General features: G+C 42.4%; 15 protein-coding genes. 4 read left to right on the plus strand and 11 right to left on the minus strand.

The genetic code is table 11. The annotated features are described in order from the left end of the window. Positions 1-144: 144 nt before the first annotated feature. Positions 145-1281 carry a PQQ-dependent sugar dehydrogenase gene (locus tag CWB80_RS20795; RefSeq protein ID WP_138601970.1) on the plus strand — a complete coding sequence of 379 codons (1137 nt, stop codon included), beginning with the start codon at positions 145-147 and terminating at the stop codon, positions 1279-1281. Positions 1282-1443: 162 nt separating this feature from the next. On the opposite strand, the gene CWB80_RS20800 is transcribed toward CWB80_RS20795, so the two are convergent. Next, entirely contained in the window at positions 1444-2820 is a 1377-nt protein-coding gene (locus CWB80_RS20800) for a Na+/H+ antiporter NhaC family protein (protein WP_138601972.1), read from the minus strand. A gap of 94 nt (positions 2821-2914) precedes the next feature. Continuing rightward, positions 2915-5362, minus strand: coding sequence for a penicillin binding protein PBP4B (pbp4b, locus tag CWB80_RS20805; RefSeq protein WP_138601974.1), 2448 nt, complete (start codon positions 5360-5362; stop codon positions 2915-2917). 336 nt (positions 5363-5698) lie between these two features. On the opposite strand from pbp4b, the gene CWB80_RS20810 reads away from it, so the two are divergent. Beyond that, positions 5699-6544, plus strand: a complete 846-nt coding sequence (locus CWB80_RS20810; protein WP_054551264.1) for a MurR/RpiR family transcriptional regulator — start codon at positions 5699-5701, stop codon at positions 6542-6544. Between the two features lie 378 nt (positions 6545-6922). After that, positions 6923-9964 (plus strand): carboxypeptidase regulatory-like domain-containing protein, encoded by a 3042-nt coding sequence (locus CWB80_RS20815; RefSeq protein WP_138601976.1) that lies wholly within the window; start codon positions 6923-6925, stop codon positions 9962-9964. A gap of 56 nt (positions 9965-10020) precedes the next feature. Here the strand turns inward: CWB80_RS20815 and CWB80_RS20820 are convergent, their stop codons facing one another. The 9 genes from CWB80_RS20820 to CWB80_RS20860 form a co-directional block, all read right to left on the minus strand. Next, on the minus strand, positions 10021-10449 hold the full coding sequence (locus CWB80_RS20820; RefSeq protein ID WP_138601978.1) for an energy transducer TonB: 429 nt from the start codon (positions 10447-10449) through the stop codon (positions 10021-10023). A 105-nt stretch (positions 10450-10554) separates the two neighbouring features. After that, a complete protein-coding gene (locus tag CWB80_RS20825; RefSeq protein ID WP_138601980.1) occupies positions 10555-11733 on the minus strand; it encodes an exo-beta-N-acetylmuramidase NamZ family protein in 1179 nt (392 codons plus the stop codon). Next, positions 11733-12668, minus strand: coding sequence for an N-acetylmuramic acid 6-phosphate etherase (gene murQ, locus CWB80_RS20830; RefSeq protein ID WP_138601982.1), 936 nt, complete (start codon positions 12666-12668; stop codon positions 11733-11735). Before murQ ends, CWB80_RS20825 begins: the two co-directional genes overlap by 1 nt. Next, positions 12658-13569: a glucosamine kinase nucleotide-binding domain-containing protein gene (locus CWB80_RS20835; RefSeq protein WP_138601984.1), complete on the minus strand. Its 912-nt coding sequence runs from the start codon at positions 13567-13569 to the stop codon at positions 12658-12660. The genes murQ and CWB80_RS20835 overlap by 11 nt, the downstream gene beginning before the upstream one ends. Then, complete coding sequence (locus CWB80_RS20840) at positions 13570-15138, minus strand: sodium:solute symporter (protein ID WP_138601986.1); 1569 nt, start codon at positions 15136-15138, stop codon at positions 13570-13572. It abuts the gene before it with no gap. Positions 15139-15218: 80 nt separating this feature from the next. Continuing rightward, positions 15219-15968 (minus strand): L,D-transpeptidase family protein, encoded by a 750-nt coding sequence (locus CWB80_RS20845; RefSeq protein ID WP_082389162.1) that lies wholly within the window; start codon positions 15966-15968, stop codon positions 15219-15221. Next, complete coding sequence (locus CWB80_RS20850; RefSeq protein ID WP_138601988.1) at positions 15965-17077, minus strand: mandelate racemase/muconate lactonizing enzyme family protein; 1113 nt, start codon at positions 17075-17077, stop codon at positions 15965-15967. The genes CWB80_RS20845 and CWB80_RS20850 overlap by 4 nt, the downstream gene beginning before the upstream one ends. A gap of 8 nt (positions 17078-17085) precedes the next feature. Next, on the minus strand, positions 17086-18462 hold the full coding sequence (locus tag CWB80_RS20855) for an SH3 domain-containing protein (RefSeq protein WP_138601990.1): 1377 nt from the start codon (positions 18460-18462) through the stop codon (positions 17086-17088). A gap of 21 nt (positions 18463-18483) precedes the next feature. Continuing rightward, entirely contained in the window at positions 18484-19725 is a 1242-nt protein-coding gene (locus tag CWB80_RS20860) for a hypothetical protein (RefSeq protein WP_138601992.1), read from the minus strand. Between the two features lie 217 nt (positions 19726-19942). Here CWB80_RS20860 and CWB80_RS20865 point away from each other — a divergent pair, with 217 nt between their 5' ends. Next, the gene (locus CWB80_RS20865) at positions 19943-21958 is read left to right on the plus strand and encodes a TonB-dependent receptor (RefSeq protein ID WP_138601994.1); all 2016 of its coding nucleotides are present in this window, start codon (positions 19943-19945) and stop codon (positions 21956-21958) included. The last annotated feature ends 303 nt before the right edge of the window (positions 21959-22261 follow it).

A 22261-nucleotide genomic window follows, 5' to 3' on the forward strand; every position in this document is an offset into this window, starting at 1 on the left:
CTGACGGCTGACGGCTGACGGCTAATACTCCACTCTTTACCTCGCTTTTCCTACCAATAATCGCACATTGCTCTAATGTTAATAACAATTTAATGCTGAACCAGCTAGGCTAGTAACATCGTGTTTAAATATTATGGAGTTACCATGAAAAGGTCTTTGTTTAACAGTTTAATCATTACCTCAATTAGCTTGTCGAGCTTGCAAGCGTGCGCTCAGCCGGAGCAAAAGATCCCTCTGGATGCTAGCGCTGATAACTACAAACTAGAATTAGTAAGTGAAGGAATTCAAATTCCGTGGGGTATGGCTTGGCTTAACGAGCGTGACTTACTCGTTACCGACAGACGTGGCGAGCTTAGATTAATTCGTGATGGCAAACTCGTTGAGCAAATAGTTAAAGGCACACCTAAAGTACATGATGAAGGTCAAGGGGGCTTATTAGACATAGAGCTTGATCCGAACTTTGCCGACAATGGCTGGATTTACTTTTCGTACTCGGGCTATGAAGGCGATGGTGAGGGTTATAACACCTCGATTATGCGCGCCCGCTTTAAAGATATGGCTCTTATTGATCAGCAATTATTGTTTGATGGCGAGCCAAATATTGAAACAACAAAACACTATGGTTCGCGTATTGAGTTCGACAAACAAGGTTACTTGTACTTCTCTATTGGCGACCGTGGCAAAAGAGACGTTCACCCACAAAGCCTTGACTATGATGCTGGCAAAATTCACCGTATCAATAGCGATGGCTCTATCCCTAAATCAAACCCGTTTTATAACCATAAAACAACTCACAAAAGTATTTATTCATATGGACACCGTAACCCTCAAGGTATGGCGATGCACCCAGAAACTGGGGTTATATGGAGTCATGAACATGGCCCCCGTGGCGGCGATGAAATCAACATAGTTAAAGCAGGTGCTAACTATGGTTGGCCTGAGATCACTTATGGGATCAACTACATTGGTACAAAAATTACTGACGAAACCAGTCGCGAGGGAATGGAACAACCTGATTGGTATTGGGTGCCTTCAATTGCCCCTTCTGGAATGGAATTTATCACCAGCGATAAATACCCTCAGTGGCAAGGTCAAATTGCCGTAGGTTCGATGAAGTTTGGTCACCTTGTGTTAGTGAAACTTGATGGTGACAAAGTAACAGGCCACAGTAAGGTATTTGAAGGTGTAGGTCGCGTGCGCAGCCTTGCCACCCACCCTAATGGTGATTTATATCTTGGTGTTGATGGTGTCGGTGTTTATAAGGTTGTACCTAAATCGTAGGTTGGATAGAGCGAAGCGAAACCCAACACCTCAGAGCTATCAGCTTTCAAACTGACGGCTATCAAACTTGAACATACGACTTACGTTACAAGCAATAAAAAACCACAGACTCCTCTGTGGTTTTTTACTTATAACTTAAAGCTTACAGCTTAAAGCTATTACTTATAAAACAATTATGCTTGTCACTAGGTAAGCAATAAAAGTTAGCGCACCGCCGAATAAGGCATATGGCATTTGAGTTTTTACGTGCGTTAATAAATCACAGCCTGATGCAATGGCCGATACTGCGCTGGTATCTGAAATTGGCGAGCAGTGATCGCCAAACACACCACCACCTAGAATAGCAGCAATGACCAATGAAGGTGGTAAACCTAATGCTTGAATGAGCGGTACACCAATTGGAATAAGTATTGCGAATGTGCCCCACGAGGTACCTGTGGTAAATGAAATTACTGCACCCGTTAAAAACAGCACTGGCACAACCAAGTAAATAGGTAAGAAATCACCGACTAGCCCGGCTACAAACACACCCGTACCTAGGTCTTTTAAGCTTGCACCTAAAGTGAGTGAAAGTAATACAATAGACACTAATGGAAGTAACTCACCCATTCCTTTAAAGCCAATATCAACCAGCTTATGATGCGTAAATTCACGCGAGCTAATCATTAAAAAGTAAGCCACAACACAAGCTAAAATAGTTGCATACAGTACTGATTTAGAGCCGCTGCCGCTGGCAATATCGCCATCGCCAGTCCAGAACATAAAGCCAACCATGCTACCAATTAAAGTGATAAGTGGCACAAGCATGTAACGCGCTTTTGAGCCTTTGACTTCTTCTGCAAGCTCCGTTTCTTGTTGTTCAAAATTTTCTTCTGCTTGCTTTAATGGGCCATGTACCTTGTCGAAAGTAATCGTATAAAACACGATAAGTAGCGCGATAATGGCATAGAAGTTATAACCAATACTGCCCCATAATACCGATACAGCTGACTCTTCCATTTCGTAGTTGCCAAGCAAGCCCAACACATAAGCGCCCCAGCCATTTAGCAAGATTAGGATACATACAGGTGCACTAGTACTATCGATAATGTAAGCAAGGCGCGCTCGGCTCATTTTAAATTTATCAAACAAACCACGCGATAAAATCCCCGAGGTTAATACACTTAAGTTCGATTCAATGAACACCGCAATACCTGAGAACATGGTTAAGTAACCCACTTGGCGCTTACTTTTTGCAACCCCTTTGTTCATCAGTAAATTAACCGTCGCAGCCACACCGCCAGATTCACGAATGTAGGCAAGTAAAGCACCGATTAGAACACTAAAAATAAGGATACGGCTATTACCAGGGGAGCTGGCAACTTCAATGACTCGCTCTATGGTATTGATAAAGGTGAAAAACAAGGTATTACCTTCACCATTCAGAGCAAGTAAAAACTCAGACGACGCAACAGCGACTAATAACGCCATGATCACTTCTTTGCGCCAAAACACAATTAAGATAGCAATCAAGGGTGGTAAAATTGAATACCAAGACATAAAAACCCTTTTAAATTAAGAACAACATTTTATTTTTATTATGCGAAAACTTGCTAAGCTTAATGGCTTTGCCACCAAACTCAACTTAATTCGACTAGTGATTTAATATACTCTCATAAATCAGTGAGATAATAGAGCCATACTTACCTGTTTCAAAACGCTTGCCGACAAACTGGTAATTTTTTTGCGAGCCTTCAATAGGGGTATGACGCGCGTTGGTTAGTAGTACAATAGCAAGGTCGTATTCGGGGTCAATAACGGTTACAGTGCCTGTCCAGCCCGTATGACCAAAAGCCCGCGGGCTAGCATAAGGGCCAAAATGCCATTTGCGCGCTTGATGCCCAGCGCGTCGCCACCCTAACCCATAGGTCTCATCGCTTGCTTGGGAGTTTGTGAATTGCTCAAGTACTTGTGGCGTAAAAATTTGTTTGTTGTCGTAACCGCCACCATTGAGTAACACCTGCATAAGTACGGACAAGTCACCAGCGGTACTAAATAGCCCCGCATGCCCCGCTACACCACCTAAAGCATAAAAGGCTTTTTCATCATGTACTTCACCTTGCAGTACATCGGTTCGAATGTTTTCAAACTCAATGCGACCACCTCGGGTGTTGCCGTTAATCTCAGTAGCGGCAATCTGTGAAGCTAAAAAGCCTTTTTGCAATGGATTATAAACCGTATGTGTTAAACCAAGCGGCTGATAAACTTGGCTCTCAACATAGGTATCGAGCGCCATACCGCTGATACGCTCAACTAATACACCAAGCAACATATAATCGATATCAGAATATAGGTGTTTTACGTTACGACCAGCCACAAAAGGCACGCCTGTTAATAACAGGTTTTTAGTACGTAGGCTGTTTTGAGAAAAAAAGCGCTCACCAAATTTATTGTCTTTACGATGAAAATCAACCACGGCTGGGTAACCCGCACTATGGGTGAGTAAATCTTTTACTAAACGCTGTTCACGGCCGCTGCTCCTAAATTCTGGTAGGTAATAGAACAGCGGTTTTTCTACGTCGAGTTTTCCTTCGCTGGCAAGCTTCATCAGTGCAAAGTTAGTGGCAAACATTTTTGAATTTGAGGCTATATCAAACAAGGTATCGTTTTGCATAGCTTGTGGGCTTGCAAGCTCACTGCCATCAGCATGATACTTTTTAGCCGCGCCATAATGGCTTAGTTTAATCAACTTGCCATCTTTAATAACGGCAAGTACCGCGCCTGGAAAGCCCTCTTTAATCTCTTGATTAATTAATTCATCAACAGCACTAAAACGCTTTTGAGCGCTGTTTTTATCAAGCGTTGGATAAGGAAAACGTAAGGTTAAACTTGCCCCTTCTGGCAATACATTTTCTACTTTATAGGTGTTAATGCCATCGCGGGTGCGTTTAGCCAAACTGTATTGATATATTTTTTCGGCTGTTAATGGTGAGGCAATATTAATTTTTTCACCATTAATGAAAATATCAGCACTGGTTGCATCTTGGTTTTCTATAATGATTTCACCGCGACCTTTATAGGCTATAAAAGTGCCTCGGTCGTTAACAAGCGCGCGACTGCTTGGATCAAGAGCCGGAATACGCGCTACAACTTGTGCATTGGCCAGTGTTTTTGGCGCAGGCTCAACCGCTTGCTGTTGCTGCTGATATTCTTTAAATAACCGCTCAAGCTTTTTAGGAAAGTACTTATCTAGTAATGCAAATAGCACAGCGGCACTTCTTGCATCACTATTACCGCTTACATGCCAAGGCAAAAAGTGCATTTGAAAAGCACTTAGGGCATCGAGCGTTTGCGAATCAAGCTGACCCGTTGCAATCACCTCATAGCCGTAACTGCGCAATGCTTTTTGCATTAATTCAACAGAAGGTTTTGATGCACTAAATAGCTGCCAATACTTATCAACGGTGTTGCTGTCATACCACGCACCGATACCTGCTTTATACAGTTGATACCAAGGAAAACGCGGGCCTGGGTCGTTCTTACGGCTTGGGGCAATATCAGAATGGCCAATAACTTGAGTTGGGCCGATATCTGGATTACGAGCAAGAATATCTTTGCTTAGCTTGATTAGTAGTTCAATTTGTTTGGCATCATAGTCTGGAAAAATACATAACTTGCTGGCGTCGTTTTCCATTGCAAGCTTTGTTTGCTCAGGAATATGACAGCTTGGTACATTCACTATTTCAATACCAATAGAATGATCGTTTAAATCTTCTCGGCCTTGCCAAAAACTGCGTCCGGCGTGCCATGCTCTATCTTTTTCATCAACTAGCTGAATAATTTCTAAATCATCTTTTGGGTAACTAGGATCGCCTGATTCGGGTAATAAATAATGTGAACTCAATCCCCCTTCATCCACGAGCGCACGCATTGATTTTTCGTAATCAATAGCGGTGTAATGCATCACTAAGAACTTAACACGATGGCTGTAATTAGCTGATTGTGTGTAGGTATATGGATTACTGGCACAGCTTACTAATAATGCCGCACTACTGAGATAACACAGCTGTTTAAGTAATGTTTTCAAAGGGGTAAAACTCATAACAGATTCATACCTGATGATTTAAGCATTGACGATTCTCAGCAATACAGTAGCAACACCCACTTAACATGTAAAATATTTTATTTCACATTTAAAGAATAAAAAGCATACATTATCGCTAAGTTACTAAAAATAGGGCTTTCTCAATAATTAGTGTTGTATCTATTATGGAATAAAACTATATTATTCCATCTAAATTAAGAAAAATATTCCAAACTTAGGTCTGCTAAAACAAAAATAAGTCGTCGTGTTAAGCAAACAATGCGCCCAAGCCCTGTGTTTATAATAGAACCATGCTTTGCGTTTTGACTAAGTTAAGCAAACAAAGTGAGCCCTATGTCTACTTTTGTAAAAATTAAAGCCTTACGCCAATCTCTATCGAGCAGCGAAGCTAAGCTTGCTGACTTTACGTTAAATTCAGCGAATGCCATTCGTAATTTATCATCGGTTGAACTAGCAAAAGTGGTTGGTGTAAGCCAATCAAGTGTGGTGAAGTTTTCGCAAAAGTTAGGTTATAAAGGCTTCCCTGCTTTTAAGCTTGCGGTAATTGATGCCCTTAACGATGAAACGAGCGAACCTAAGCTACATGGCAAGATCACCCTGAATGACTCGCTAGAGCAAATCGCCGAAAAACTATTAAGCAGTAAATTGGCGGTGTTAACCGAAACAAAAAACCTCAACGAAGCGCCTGCCGTCGAAAAAGCGGTAGAGCTATTAAAATCAGCAAAACGTATTCTGATTTGTGGTTTAGGTGGCTCAGCGCTGGTTGCAAAAGATTTTTCTTATAAATTGCAAAAACTCGGTATGCCTGCAATTGCAGAGCCAGATGGGCATGCACAACTTGCGTATGTTGCGACCTTTTCGAAAGGTGATTTGGTCATCGCGATTAGTGAATCAGGTATGACTCGCGAAATTGCCGAAGTTGTTAAGCAAGCCAAGAAAAATTCAAGCTCGGTGATCTCAGTGACAAAATTTGGCAGTAGCCTTGTTGCCGACTCAGCTGATGTAAAACTTTACTCGGTTGCTGAGGGTGAGTCTGTACGTTTATCGTCAATTTTAGCGCGAACGGCACAAGATTTTGTCATTGATATTTTGTTTATAGCCCTAACGCAATCAAGCCGTCAAGGCCGTAAGTTACTAGAACATTCTAATGAAGTTGTTGGCGAATTTAAGAATAACTAATTTCTTCATTAAAGTTACTTAAATACTAAAAAGCAGCTTAGGCTGCTTTTTTTGTGTCTATTTTATATTTGTAATTAACAATTCATTTTTACCCTCTAAATCATTTACTCGTTTAGCTAAGGTACTGACCAAAAAGTCATAATTTCTTACAAAGTTTTGCTAACACTAAATTAGCCACTCGCTAAGGCTAGTTATTGCTAAGCTTTACCTAAAATCGGTTATATATTTTATTCCTAAAAACACACCTTAAAATAAAAAAATATTCTTGACCACATTCAATAACACCTGTTTAATATATGGGCAACATAATTTTAAAGTTCATAAGTCTCAATTGGGTAAGTAGTCCAGCAAAGCATATAAATATAAGGACGGGAAACAATGAAACAACATGCATCCACACTCGCAATGAGCTATATAGCAAAAGCGACTAGCAATGCACTTCGCGCAAAGAAAACAGCCTTAACCGGTGTTGTTATGGCCGCGGCACTCGCCAGCGCGCCAGCCTTTGCAAATCTAACCGGGGGGATCAAAGGTAAGGTATCATCACCAGAAGCACAGCAGTCACTGGCGGGGATCACCGTTACAGCAAAAAGTAATGTGATGCCAAAACCACGTACTGTCGTTACACGAGAAGACGGCAGCTACGACTTACCACAATTAAAACCGGGTACTTATGAACTGACTTTCACCGATAAAAACGGTGTAACTCAAACCATGACTGTGGATGTTTTACTTGAACAAACTTCGAGCCTAAACGTCACTATGGGTGGTGCTAACGAAAACGTTGAAGTCATCACGGTTACCGGCAGTAAATTATTCCGCCAAGGTAAGTCTGCACTAACTAACTCATTAGGTGAAGAAGCAATCAACAGCGTGCCTGTTGGTCAAGATTATCGTGACCTATTAAAACTTGTACCAGGTGTTGAGCTTTCGGCAAATACAATTTTAGGTCCGTCAGCGGGTGGCTCTGGGGTTGATAACTCTTATGGATTTGACGGTGTAAATGTTTCAATGCCGATGTTTGGTAACTTAGCATCAGAGCCATCAACTCACGACGTTGCTTACGTTACTATGGACCGCGGTGGTGCAAAAGCGGTTGGTTTTAACCGCTCAGGTGGCTTCTCAATTAACACCGTATCAAAATCAGGTACTGACGAGTTTCACGGCAATGTAGAATACAAAGTACAACCAAAAAGCTTTGTTGCAACACCTGTTGGTGAAGAAAGCTATGAGCTCGATAAAAGCTGGTTAACAGCAAGTTTAGGCGGCCCACTTATTGAGGATACCTTATATTTCTATACCTCTTATTATCGCCCAGAAGAAACTCGCTCGAATAAAGATACTGCCTATGGTGGCGTTAAAGAATATGAAAGTATCCGCGATGAATACTTTGGAAAATTAACTTGGGCGCCCACTGACGATATTTTAATTAATATTTCACAACGTACATCCGACAAAGAAGTTAAAGGTGATTCAATTGGCGCTTACGAAACTGACAGTGTATCTGTCGGTAGTAAAGCTGACCAAGATATTTTTACTTTAGATGGCTCTTGGATTTTAGGCTCTGCAACCACTCTATCATTCCAATACAGTAAGTTTGAATTAGAAACAGGTTCGAAACCAGATACAGAGTTGAGTGTCGTACCTTCATTAAATAGTCAGCTTGATGTTAACAACCTTACTCAGATGGGTTACTTCTCGGTACCAAGCCTTAGAGACTATGATCCTGAAGAAGGCTTCACTGAAGAACAAATTGCTATTTACAATGCTGGAGCTACCGGATTAATTAATACCTACGGTTACACGGAAGATGGAGTGTTAAAAGGCGGTGGTGGAGTTGGCGCTTATTCACAATATGACAATATTAACTTCTATCGTGATTCGTTTGAAATTAGCTTAGAGCATGAATTTGACTGGGGTGACACATACCACACGCTTCATTTTGGTGCTAAGTGGGAAGAAAGTGAAGAGCAACTTACCCGATTATCAAATGGCTGGGGACGCATCTCTTACCTTGGCGGTTTAGTCGATGCTGATGCAGACACTGAAGGCTTTGACCCTGCCGATGCCATTTATCGCGCACATGTACAACAAATGAGTCTGGCAACCGAAGATGGAAGCACAGTCTCAGGTATCGATTCTGAAATGCGCAGCCTCAATTTCGAAATAAACGATACTATTGAGCATGGTGACTGGACTTATAATATCGGTTTACTTGTGAGCCAAGATACTTGGTACGGGCAAGGCTTAAAAGCGAAGTCAGGAACCGTTTCAGGTTATGAGTTGGCTCCAGGAAATAAGTACGAAATGTATAAAACAGATTGGAGTGATATGCTTCAACCTCGTTTAGGTGCAACCTGGACATACTCTGGCGAAGATTCAGTGTTTGCGAACTTTGCTATTTATAACCCTGAAGCAAGCTCTTTGGCTCGTGCAGCTTCATGGGATCGTAATACTCGCGCTGAAATTGAATTACTACTTGATGAATCAGGTAATATTCTTTCTGCATCACCTCGACGCGGCTCGTCAGGTAAAGCATTCCAAGAAGGCATGAAGCCCCGTCGAATTAATGAGTTCACGCTTGGTACCACTAAATACGTGGGTTCTGATTTAGTATTACGTGCTCACGTACGTCACCGTAAAGGTATGCATTTTTGGGAAGATATGCCAAACACGGCACGCTTAACTGACTACTCTGGCGTTGATGCTGATGGCGTACCGCAACATATTGCAGATAAAGGTTTATATGTAGATAACCTAGATGAAATCCGCGATGAAATTGGTGGTTCTTCTTATGTGATTGCTGAAGTCGATGGCGGTGAAACCAAATATTGGGAAGCCAGCATCGAAGCTGAATACTTAGGTGAAAACAGCTACATCAATGCTTCATATGTTTGGAGCCATTACTACGGTAATTTCGACCAAGACAATACCACAACAAGTAATGATGCAAATAACTTTATTGGCTCATCATACTATGGTGATGGGCGCGGTCGTTACTCATGGGATAACCGATACGGGACTCTTTCCGGTGATAAGCCACATAAAGTTAAAGTGTATGGTTACTACACTGTGCCGTGGGAAGCAAACATTGGTGCTTACTTTGTATTCCAATCTGGTCAAGCTTGGGAAAACTGGGATGGTACTATGTATGGTTATCCAACCAGCCATGTTAGCCGCTATGCCGAGCCTGCAGGTTCTCGAAGAACAGCAAGTCACTGGCAACTTGACTTAAACTACACCCAAGACTTTAAGTTCTCAGGTGATATGGAATTACAATTCCGCGCAGATATATTTAATGTCTTTAACCGCCAAACAGGTTACAACAAAAACCCATATGTACTTGATGAAAACTATGGTGAATCACGCAGTTACTATAACCCGCGTAGTTTGCAGCTTTCAGTTAACTTCAAGTTCTAAGTTAATCAATCCTGTTGGGGCCGCTATTGCGGCCCTTTTTTATGTCTCAAAAAAGCTTAAATTGTACAAAATGCTTTTGCAGCATCTATATTAGCCGCTTCTTTCATGAAGTAGTCTAGCTGCACCGTTCGGGTTATCGCTCGCGACTCGCTGTTACTTTTACTTGCCTGCCACAGCCAATGTTTAAGTGACTCTCGCGACACATCGACAAACAGCCCTTCAGGGAAGCTCTCTACAAAACGAATATCAGTGGTATTACCTTGTTTATCAATAGTAATAATAAAGCGCGCACAGCCTGTCTGCTTAGATATTAAAGCAGCTTGAGGATAGTTGGGCTTTGTTGCATGTTTAAGTGTCCACAGCTGCTCTGCTGCGTTTTTATCATCACGAAGGTCGAGCACATCGGTTGAGTTACTTGTTGCACTGTTTGGGAGTTGTGAGCAGCCAGCGAGTAAAGAAAATGCAGCAATTAAATGAACTTTCATGGTATATCCTTATAAATCAAGTCCCTGAATATACCACAATTAATTTTTAGAAATATAAAAAAACGAGGCAAGCGCCTCGTTGTTATTGCTCTAATTATCTAATTATTATTGATACAGCAAATATGGCGTTCGCTTGCGTTTAAAAGCGTTCAAATCCGCTTGCCAGCTTTGCTTGATTTGTTGCTCAGTTTGGCCAGCTTCAATCGCTAAACGCAATTTATCAGTTCCTGCAAGTTTATCCATAAAACCAGCTCGTTCAAAAAACGTTTGATCATTCGCGCTCAACTGTTGATAAGCCGAAATAAACAAACTTAAATCTAAACCTTGAATATCAGCATCTCGTAAGTCTTGACCAAATACTTCAACCCCTTTGAATTTAGGGTGCATTGAAGTGCCTTTAATCGCCCTAGGCGTAAAACTAAATTCGCCCAGTTTAACTGGCGAGTAACCGACAACTTGAAACGGAAAATCAGTGCCACGGCCAATAGTCACAGGCGTTGCTTCAAAGAAACACAAAGATGGATAAAGCGCAATTGATTGGGCATTTGGTAAGTTAGGGCTTGGCTTTATTGGTAGCTCATAAGCCATAGCACGGTCGTAGTTTGTAACAGGCACGACACTTAGCTCAAGCTTATCTGCGTCATTTATCCAGCCTTCGCCTTTAATCATTTGAGCAAGTTCAGCCACTGTCATACCGTGTAAAACAGGAATTTCGTGCATGCCAACAAATGAGCGAAATTGTGGGTCAAGAATAGGCCCATCAACATAGGCAATATTCGGGTTAGGTCTATCGAGTACCACAACCTGTTTACCATTTTCAGCGGCGGCTTCCATAACGTAATGCATTGAGCTGATGTAAGTATAAAAACGCACACCAACATCTTGAATATCAAAAATAATGACATCTAGATCTGCAAGCATCTCAGGGCTTGGCTTTTTATTACTGCCATAAATCGACACAACATCAATGCCGGTTTTAGCATCTACTGTGCTTTTAACGTGAGCACCAGCGTCATGATCGCCGCGAAAACCATGCTCTGGCGCAAATATTTTGCCGATCACTACGCCATTATCAAGTAATGCATCAACCAAATGTTGACCACTCACCACTGACGTTTGATTGACGACTAAGCCAACACGTTTACCTTTTAATGCAGGAACATAAGCTTGAAAATTGGCTGCGCCAACCTGTAAAGGCTGTGCATTTTTAGGCGCTTGTGCAGGTGTTTCTTGGCAACCTAAAAGCGCAAAACAACTAAGAACTAAAATAACTAATAAACGCATTATTCTTCAACCGCCTTACGTAAAAAGCCACCTGCTTTTGACAATAACTGTTTTGCTTCAGGAGCTGGTTTTCCGGTCAACACAATTAAAATAGCCAGTTTTGCGCTTTGCCCTGCTTGCTTTAATGCATCAACAGCTTGCTGCTGCGAACACTCTGTTGCTTGCATCACAATACGAATAGCACGAGCATGTAGCTTTTCGTTACTGGCATTTACATCAACCATCAGGTTTTTATAGACTTTACCTGTGCGGATCATGCTGGCTGTACTTAGCATATTCAACACGAGTTTCTGTGCAGTGCCCGATTTCATACGTGTAGAACCAGTCACAGCTTCTGCACCAACTACAGGGCAAATACCAATTTGTGGTAAACGCATCACAGCTGAGTCTGGGTTACAAGTAACACCCACAGTGACACAACCTAACGATTTAGCGTATTCAATTGCCGAGCAAACATAGGGGGTACGGCCACTGGCAGCTATGCCAACCACGACATCTTTACTGGTTAAACTCACATTTTTTAAATCTTCAACAGCAAGTGTTGTACTATCCTCAGCGCCTTCTACGGCTTTTTTAACCGCGGTGTCACCACCTGCAATAATACCGAGCACTTGCTGATCGCTAACGCTATAGGTAGGCGCACATTCAACTGCATCCAAAATACCTAAGCGACCACTGGTGCCAGCGCCAATGTAGATTAACCTGCCACCTTGTTGAAATGCGTCAACCACATGATCGACAGCTTCACTAATTTGTGGGATCACTTGTTTCACGGCACCCGCTACTTTGTGATCTTCATTATTGATCTTAGTGAGGATCTCAGTGGAGCTGAGCAGATCGATATCCAAAGTGTCTGGGTTTTGCCCTTCGGAGACAATACCGTTTAACTCTTCGAGTAACTCACGTTGTTGCTTAAAGACGTGCTCAGGGCTCATTGGGTTGTCCTTTTTCAATAATGTCATGGTAATGCTTTGCCGCTAAAATGGCGGCACCAGTTAATGAATCTCCTTTACAAGGAGATAATTCGTTTTGTAAGGCACGTGGCAATAATGGTTGGCTGACTTTCGCTAAACCACCAATTAAAATCACCGGTAACGGCGAGTTACCTCGGCTTTTATTTATTAACCTAACCACCGATTGGGTATGCTCTGTTAATACCGTTTTTGCCGCCTCACAGTCGTTTTGTAAGCTAAACACTAATGGGCTAAATGCTGCATAATCCGCAGGTTTTGCTTGTTTAAGCCAACTACTAATTGTTTGACGAGTGCATCCTAGCTGCTCACTCAAACGAACCGTTAATCGACTTTTTGGTAAATCATAAATATCTATATCGTTTAATAATTGCTGCACTGCCATCAGGCCGATGCGGGCACCACCGCCAAAATCATCAACGGAAAAGCCCCAACCGCTCACCAACTTTGTTTGCTTTTGGGCGTTTAATCGTGCACCGACAGCACCGGTGCCAAGGGCAATAACCACACATGGGTCACCAAGATTAGCACCATATAATGACGTAATTGCATCGCTGGTAATTTGCAAACTGGCAAATTCTATTTCGTAAACTAGCTTGAGCATCACTGTTAATTGTTCAGCAAGACTCTGCGATGAGCCACCAGCAACACCCATAACGGTGACAATTTCACTTGGCTTTGCGCCACTTTGCTGGCAAACATCACGGGTCACTTTAACAATGTTTTCTAACGCTAAATCAAGATCATTCGAAATTGATGCCGAACCCGCTTGGGCACGGAAAGTCGCACCACTTGCCTGCTCTTTTAGCTCAGCTAACACTTTGGTGCCGCCGCCATCGATGGCTAAAATATAGCGTAAGGCCATTTATGCGCTCTTCTCGTGTGCCGCTTTACCTAGGCAACATACAATAGTTGCGAGCAATGTACCTATGCATAGCTGCCAAGTAAATCCTAAGTAAAAGCGCATTGACTCAGGTAGTAGCCAGTCAATCATGTAGGGCTGCATTAATAAGGTCACCATAAAGCCCGCTATTAGCGCCGCTAACACTGAACCTTCACTACCTCGTTTGGTGAACAAGGTAGTAAAATACACACCTAACAAACCGCTGTACGAAAACACCATGACACTTAGCGCAAATTTTAATAATGGCATATCACTGTATTGCTGCCAGAAATAGCAAAGAATAGCCATAAGCGCTAAAGCAAGGCTTACTAAAGCCATGCCTACACGACCCGCTTTTACAAAGTGATGGTCATTTACTTGTTTATTGTGTTTTTCCAAGTAAGGGCGATAGATATCTTGTACGATGACTGAAGACATCGAACTAAGCCCAGAGTTCAAAGTAGAAATAGCCGCAGCAATAATACCCACGCTGACTAAACCTTTAACCCCGGCAGGTACTTCGTTTAATACGTAGTACATAAAGATAGTAATTTTTTCGCCATTAAATTCTTGTACGACCGTTTGCCCAGCTTCGCTATTCATTAGTGCAGGTTGCTGATAAACAATATACAGCAGCAAACCAATAAAGATAAAAATAGCCATAACTGGGATCACCATCACCACCGATAGTAATAACGCTTTACTGCCTTCTTTTGGACTTTTACAGGTTAATAAGCGCTGCGTCATATCTTGGTCTAAACCAAATGCAGCGATGTTTAATAGCACAAACCCCGTTAACACAGAGGCCATGTTAAACACACCTGACGGGCCAAAATCTAAATCAAATTTAAACAGCGCAAGTTTTGAATCTGCACCAGGACTTGGCTCACTCAAAGTTGCAATAATGGTTGAGAAATCAGCCGGAATAACACTCAACAAGCACCAAATAACCGCAATAGCCGCACTGACATAAACGATACTTTGCAGTACATCAGAATAAATAACGCTGCGAATGCCACCCAAAAAGGTATAAAGCAGACCCGCAAGCGCCAATACTAAAGTCGCGATGACCACACTATCGGCATCGATATTGCCATACAGAATCATCGCCACAGCAATCGCTGCCATGTATAAACGGGCGCCACTGGCAAACACACGACCAAATAAATACATCATGCCACTACGGCGCTTGGCCTTTGGTCCGATACGTTTTTCAAGCAATTCGTAAACGGTATACACTTTTTGCTGGTAGAACTTCGGAATTAAAAATGCCGATACTATGAAGGCCGCAATAAAGGCACCGATATTAGTCGCAATATAAGAAAAATCACCTTGATAGCCTTGATCAGGCCCACCAATAAACGTTGCCGCTGATTGCGAAGTCGCTAAAACAGAAATAGCCACCATCCACGTTGGCATACTATTTCCGCCTAGAAAAAAATCTTGGCTTGAGTTAGCGCGTTTGCGATTAAACCACCAGCCACTTAGCAATAAAATTGCACCGTAACTTGCGAATACTAGCCAATCGAGAAAAGCGTAATTTGCACTCATTTATTATCCTAACCCAAACCTTGATGGAATATATTATTCCATCATTATGACAAAATTAAAATACTTTTATTTCATTATTTTTATTTAGCTAAGTTAGGTAATTGCCACTGACTTTGCTTTTGTTGATATTGCGCTTTGGTTAAGCTGACTAATAGCGGCTTTTTACGCTCATCTAACCACGCAAGTAACGCATCCATATTGCTTTCTGTCATTGCTGTGCAACCTGCTGTAGGCTTACTTGGCGCCCGCCATAAATGCATAAAGATACAACTGCCCGCGCCATTGATATTGCTTGGGTTATGCTTAACAACAATGCCTTTTTTATAAAGGTTATCTTGGCTGTAAATATCACGACGCATCCATTCTGAAGAGTCTTTTACGGCATCTTCACCTACTTGTGCTTTATCAACCAATTGGTTGTAAAACGGTGAGCCTTTCACATCGATACAATAATCATTTGCTGTCATTGCTTGATAACTAAGGTTCGTTTGTAATGAATCTAAATAGCCAAAAGCAGTACCAAGCTCAAAAATACCTGCCGGCGCTTTACCATCACCTTCTTGTTTTTGCTGACCCGGCTGTGCAGGATGCAGCCCCACTCCCCACGCAAGGCCAGTACGACCCAGTACCACCGCGTGTTGCTGGCCTTGTTGTTGCCAACTACCAGCGGTTTTTTCAAAGCGATACAAGGTAGCATCAATGGCATCACTGTCATTGGCTACCACCACCACGAGCTGTTGATGACTGTTATCAATAACAGGTTTAGGTAACTCTTTACTGGCACAAGCCGATAAACTCATAACTGCAATAAGACTGACTAGTTTTTTCATGCTGGCCATACTCCGTTTGTAATTAGTTCAAGCCCCGTTATTGATTCAATACCAAGACCTGGGGCTTCCGATAAGCGTATTTGTGGGCCGCTAAATTCAACGCCCCCTTGCACAGGGTCATATTGACCAAGGGCTGGGCCATCTAAATCGATTTTACTGATTTGCTGCGCTTTGGCAGAGGCTAAATGTGCAGCACCTGCAACGGCAATACTGCCCTCTAGCATACAACCTATCATGCACTCTGCTTGGTATTGCGCTGTGATATTAGCAATCTCTATTGCTCGGCTTAAGCCGCCCGTTTTCATTAATTTAATATTAATAATATCAACTGCGCCAAGCTCTAAAAGTTGTATTACTTGCTTCGGTGAAAAGGCGCTTTCATCGGCCATAATCGGGGTGCTCACTCGCTCAGTAATATATTTGAGACCTTGAATATCACTGCTTTTTACTGGCTGCTCAACCAACTCTAATACCACGCCTGCTTGCTCAAGTTGCTGCAGTGCAAACACAGTTTGTTTGGCATTCCAGCCTTGGTTTACATCTAAACGCAGCTGCGCCTTAGCGGCAAAGCCTGCATGGATTGCTTTTACTCGCTCAATATCTTGATTAAGGTTATTGCCAATTTTTATTTTTAATACATCAAAACCTTGCTCAACCGCTCGCTGACAATCACTGAGCATTTTATCTATGTTATCGACACTAATGGTGATATCAGTTTTTAGCTCTGAATTACCACCACCAAGTAGCTTATATAAAGGCGCTTGATAGAGCTTGCCCCACAAGTCGTAAACCGCCAACTCTAAAGCCGCTTTTGCACTACTGTTACCAACCACCGTTGATTGAATAATGTGGGTAAGCTGATTAATGTTTTCGATTTCTTGCCCCACTAATTTAGGAGCAATAAACTGCTGAATGACCGCTATCATTCCTTGATGGGTATCGCCTGTAATAACCGGAGTTGAGGCCGCAGAGCCATAGCCAATTTGACCACATTCAGTGTCGATTAAAACCACTAAATCCTCGATAAAACTCACTTCTCTCAGTGCGGTTTTAAATGGGGTAACTAATGGCACTTTGAGCTTTGCAAAGCGAACAGCTTTAATTTTCATACTGGCCTCTAACGAATACGCTTAATGTTATAAACACGATCTAAGTAGCTGGTTTCTTGCGATAATCTAAGTGGCAATAATGGCGTGACCGACACCCCATTCAAGGCACTACTATAAAAGCTACCATCACCTTTCTTATAACCTAAGCCTTTAACGTCATGAATAACATAAGGCTCACCGTGATGCTCTCCTAAGTACATCATTACATGACCCGGAATATAAATTAGATCGCCAATCGCCATGTTCTTAACCGTCGGCAACTTATCATCTGCCGCAGTATTTTTATCAAAACGACTATTTTGCCCGTATTCACTACTGCCTTGCTGGCCTGAATTACGCGGCATTAGTAGGCCAAAGCTCTTATAAATTTCACCAACAAACCCAGTGCAGTCGCGACCATTGTAATCATGGCCCCAACCATAACGCTCGCCTAAAAACTTAAAGCCTTGTTTAATCAGATTCTGTTCGTTGTAGTCTAGGTAGCCTAAGTTTACATCGGCAGTTTTACTGATCATCGCCGGTTTAATTACAAGTTTGCCTTGCTCATCGCGGGTTGGGAACTGTACAACATGGCTAGCATAGCTGTTTTGGCCGTTGAGCAAATACGGTACTTGCTCACTATCAACCAATGGTAAGCGTACTCCCATATCGAGCTGCACTTCTGAGAGGGTTTCATCGCTTGGCACATAAGCAGTATTGACCTTTGCCCCGGTTACCACCAAAAAGTTAGCTTGTTCGCGATAAGCTTTTATTTTATCCGCATCAGCAAAGGCAAGATCTTCGGCTGGCGTCCATGCAAGGTAGTTGTAAGCACGAACTAACAACCATTTTTTATCTGCGCTTTGATGCAATACAGCAACCGCTTCGCCCGGAAACATACCGCTTTCTTGAAAACGATCTAAGTCTTGATCAAGGCCGCTATTTAATACCCGAACCCAGGTTGGAAAAGTGCGTAATGCCGTGCGCTTAACGACCACAGCAAAGCGTACCTCATTGTTATCTCCGACTTTGTTAAGGTTTAAGTTTTCCTGATATTTAGCAAAATCTTTCGCTGTGAGTTGGCGGCCATCGGTAAAAAAGCGCGGGCTTTTTGGAATTGAACTTGCTGAATGAATGGCGCTTGTTAGCTCGTCTTTAGTGAGCGATTTTTGAAATGAAAGGGGATCAACAATGTATTTATTATCTTTTACTAGTTTCTCGTTGAAGGCCGCAATTTGCGCCTCTGTCATGATCACTTTTGCCGATGCACCTTGTGCTAGCCAGTAGCTGGGCGAAAGCTGTGACTGCGTGACCCCGATAACATCTGATTGCCACCCCTCAGCATGCATAGGTGCACTAAAAGCAACACCTAAAGTAATTGATAAAGCGATAATTGAACGACGCATAGCTGTACCTTATTGAACGCGTTAATCTAATAATTTTGTAAAAGCATGCTGCAACTTTTGCTGCATTTGCTTACCGACTGTTGGCAAATTGGCTTCGTCAGCCCCCAAAGTTGACTGTTGTACACTAAACGTAAACTCTCGGCCACCTTGGTAATTGCCTAAACACACATGTGCCAACATAACCGTTTCTGTGGTGGAGCGCGTTTCACTTGGCCCCCAACCAATTTTTTGCCAAACACGCCACTGCCCATTCGTTGCGCCATCAAGCACTTCCTTTACTGAGCGACTATCATTTGGTGCAATAACATTTGCCAATGCATTTGTAACGATATGACTGATACCCACCATCATGCCGCCTACAGGAGCATGTTCATCTGTATGACCTGTGCCGTTAAGTAGCACATCAACATCACTTGCTTGTAAATGAGGCATTTGTGTACTTGGTTCACGCTGATGACTAACCAGACGTTTTAACCATTCCGCTTGAGCAAGTGTGGTCATTGCTTTGTTGCCCGTTAAACCACAACCCTCACAACGATACCCCAAATAGCCAGGATCATCACTGCTTGCTTTGTACCGGCTTATCTTTGCATCAAGCTCATTATTAGCAGGGTTATGCCAGTATTCGTCTGATGGCATAAACTGCTCTGAGCCATATGCGCCGTTAAATAACAAACGCTGATCCTGTAGTTTTAGCCAGCCATCATTAAAAAGCCCACGTAAATATTCGCGCCCTGCGACATTGACAAAATAACTGGCTATCGCATTTGAATTACCATCGGCTTTGCCAAATGCTTCGTAACTATTGATACTGCTGATCAAATCAGCGAGTGCCGTATCACCAGCAAAAGAAGCTGCACCAAGCTCTGGGTGAGTTTGTCTTACTTTTGACAGCGCACCGCTAAACGCTTGAACCTTCGATGAGCTCCAAGGTTCATACAGCTCATTGTGGCTGCCGTCACTTAAATACCGGTAAGCTAATTGCCCTGCTTGAACTTGATAATCAATTAGGAGTAGCTTACCCGGTTGCTCTGGGGCTAAAAAATACTGCCAATCGGCTGCCACTCTGTTTTGCCAACCTGCTTGCTGATAATTAACCTCAGCCGCTGATTTATAGCCTTGCAGCTTAGTTTCACTCTCAAGCGATAAACAGCCAGTATTGGTTAAATCGTTTGGCAAAATAGCAGGCGCTAACATCACCTGCTCGAAGTATTGTTGGTCGGTTAACGGGGCTTTTTCAGTGCTTGTTTGACAACCTGCCAAGAGTATCAGGGTGCAACTTATAGCCAGCCTGTTTTGATATGCACCTTTCACATACATAAAATAAAATTCCCACTTGTTATTATTTTTGGAATATTTTATTAAATCTAACACAAATTGACCATGAAGCAAATTAACTCAATTTTTTAAACGTTTTTTGCATCCAATATTAGCAATTACTCGTTTGTTGATTAGCACCTTTCAAATAAGGATCTTTCAAATGAATAAGCTATGTATCAGTGTTGTAACCTTCTACTGCTCTTTTAACGCGTTTGCTAATATAGAAAAAATAACGGTTTATGGTCACCGTACTGGATTAATTGGTGAGTCTATAAGCGCCTCTAGCGGTATTATTGGTCAGGGTGAAATAGAAAATAGACCCATGCTTCGATCTACTGAATTGCTTGAGTTAATTCCCGGTATGGCTGTCACCCAACACAGCGGCTCTGGAAAAGCGAATCAATATTTTATTCGTGGCTTTAATCTTGATCATGGAACAGACTTTGCCACGAACATTGATGGTATGCCTATCAATATGCGCAGTCATGGTCATGGGCAAGGCTATACTGACTTAAACTTTATAATTCCAGAAACAATTGCCACTGTTAGTTATCAAAAAGGCAGTTATGATGTGCGCCAAGGCGACTTTTCAACGGCTGGCAGTGCTTATTTTCATTTATCTGACAACCCTAAACATGATCAGCTCAGTATCACTGTAGGGGAAGATAACTTCTATAGAGGTGTTGCATTAGGGAGTACCTCAATCGGTAGTGGCAAACTGGTAGGCGCGACAGAGTGGCAAGTTTATGATGGGCCTTGGCAGGATATTAATGAAGACGTTAATAAAAAAAACGCATTGCTACGTTATAGTCGTGATTCAGAACAAGGTAACTTATCAATTACGGCAATGGCTTATGACAACAGTTGGAATTCAGCAGATCAGATCCCGCAAAGGGCTATTGAGCAAGGTATCATTTCAGAGCTTGGCTCACTCGATAAAACACTTGGCGGAGAGTCAAGTCGGTATAGCTTATCGACAAATTGGCAAGGACAAAACTTATCAGTAAGTGCATACCTCATCGACTACGAGCTAAATTTATACTCTAACTTCTCATATTTCCTTAACGATCCAATTAATGGCGATCAGTTTAACCAGCGAGACAACCGCACCATCTCAGGTGGAGCACTAAGCTATCAATTTACAGCTAATGTAGGTGATATTCCCGTTAATCATACCGTTGGAACAGAGCTTCGGCATGATAATGTGAATAAAGTTGGCCTATACAATACACAAGCCCGAAAGTACCTTTCAACAGTACGACAAGACAGTGTCGAGGAAACAAGCTATACAGCATACTGGCAAACACAACTTCATTTAAGCCAACAGTTAGAGGCAACCCTTGGTGTTAGATATGATTATTTAGATGCTCACGTTGATAGCGACAACAGTTTAAATTCTGGAGATGCAGATGATGATTTACTCGGCTTTAAAGCGAGTCTAACTTACTTATTTACTGATAACCTTGCTGGTTATGCAAACTGGGGGCAGTCTTTTCATTCAAATGATGCTCGTGGTGCAACCATTGCTCAAGACCCAGTAACACTTGAGGCAACAAACACCGTAGACTTACTCGTTAAGAGTAACGGTGCAGAGCTAGGGTTGCGCTACTTCGATGAGCAACAATTTAACTTTTCTGCAGCCCTTTGGTGGCTAGAACTCGACTCAGAATTGTTGTTTGTTGGTGATGCAGGTAACACTGAGGCCAGTGATGCATCACAGCGCTATGGTATAGAACTAAGTGCCTACTACTGGCTTAGTGACACATTAAGCTTAGATGCAGAAGCGTCATTTACGCATTCTCGTTTAGACATTAGCAATAACAACAACCGTATTGAGGGAGCTGTACCAGTGGTTGCAAGTGCCGGGATTAGCTGGCAGTTTGCACAACAGTGGCAAAGCTCATTACGTTTACGCCATATAGGTAAACGTATGTTGAGTGATGATGGCAGCAAACGTTCAGAGCCTTTAACTGTGGTGAATGGTTTAGTGAGTTATCAGCAAACTCATTGGAAAGCAGCACTTGAATTGCTTAACTTGTTTGATAGTAATGACCATGACATTGATTACTACTACTCATCAAGACTAGCGGGCGAACCAACAGAAGGGGTAGAAGATAATCACTTTCACCCCATTGAGCCACGCACAGTTCGATTAAGCATGAGTTTTTTATTTTAAAGAATGATCCTATTCTGTAGGTCGCCATTTATGGCGACAGCATCTAGATGCGCGCGAAACAAGTTTCACGCCTACGGGGTGCATTTTTTGTATTTTGAGTTGGGGATTTAATTTGTGGTGTGGAAGCGTGATGTTCACAACTGAAGTCGCTCCTACAACCACACCTACGCGAATTGCAGGCACAAAAAAACCGACTTTCGTCGGTTTATGTCACTTTAACTCTACATGAGAGAAAGTGGCGGACGCGGGAGGATTCGAACCTCCGACCGCCTGGTTCGTAGCCAGGTACTCTATCCAGCTGAC

Source organism: Pseudoalteromonas sp. S1650 (assembly GCF_005887195.1).
In the GTDB taxonomy this organism is placed as follows: domain Bacteria; phylum Pseudomonadota; class Gammaproteobacteria; order Enterobacterales; family Alteromonadaceae; genus Pseudoalteromonas; species Pseudoalteromonas simplex.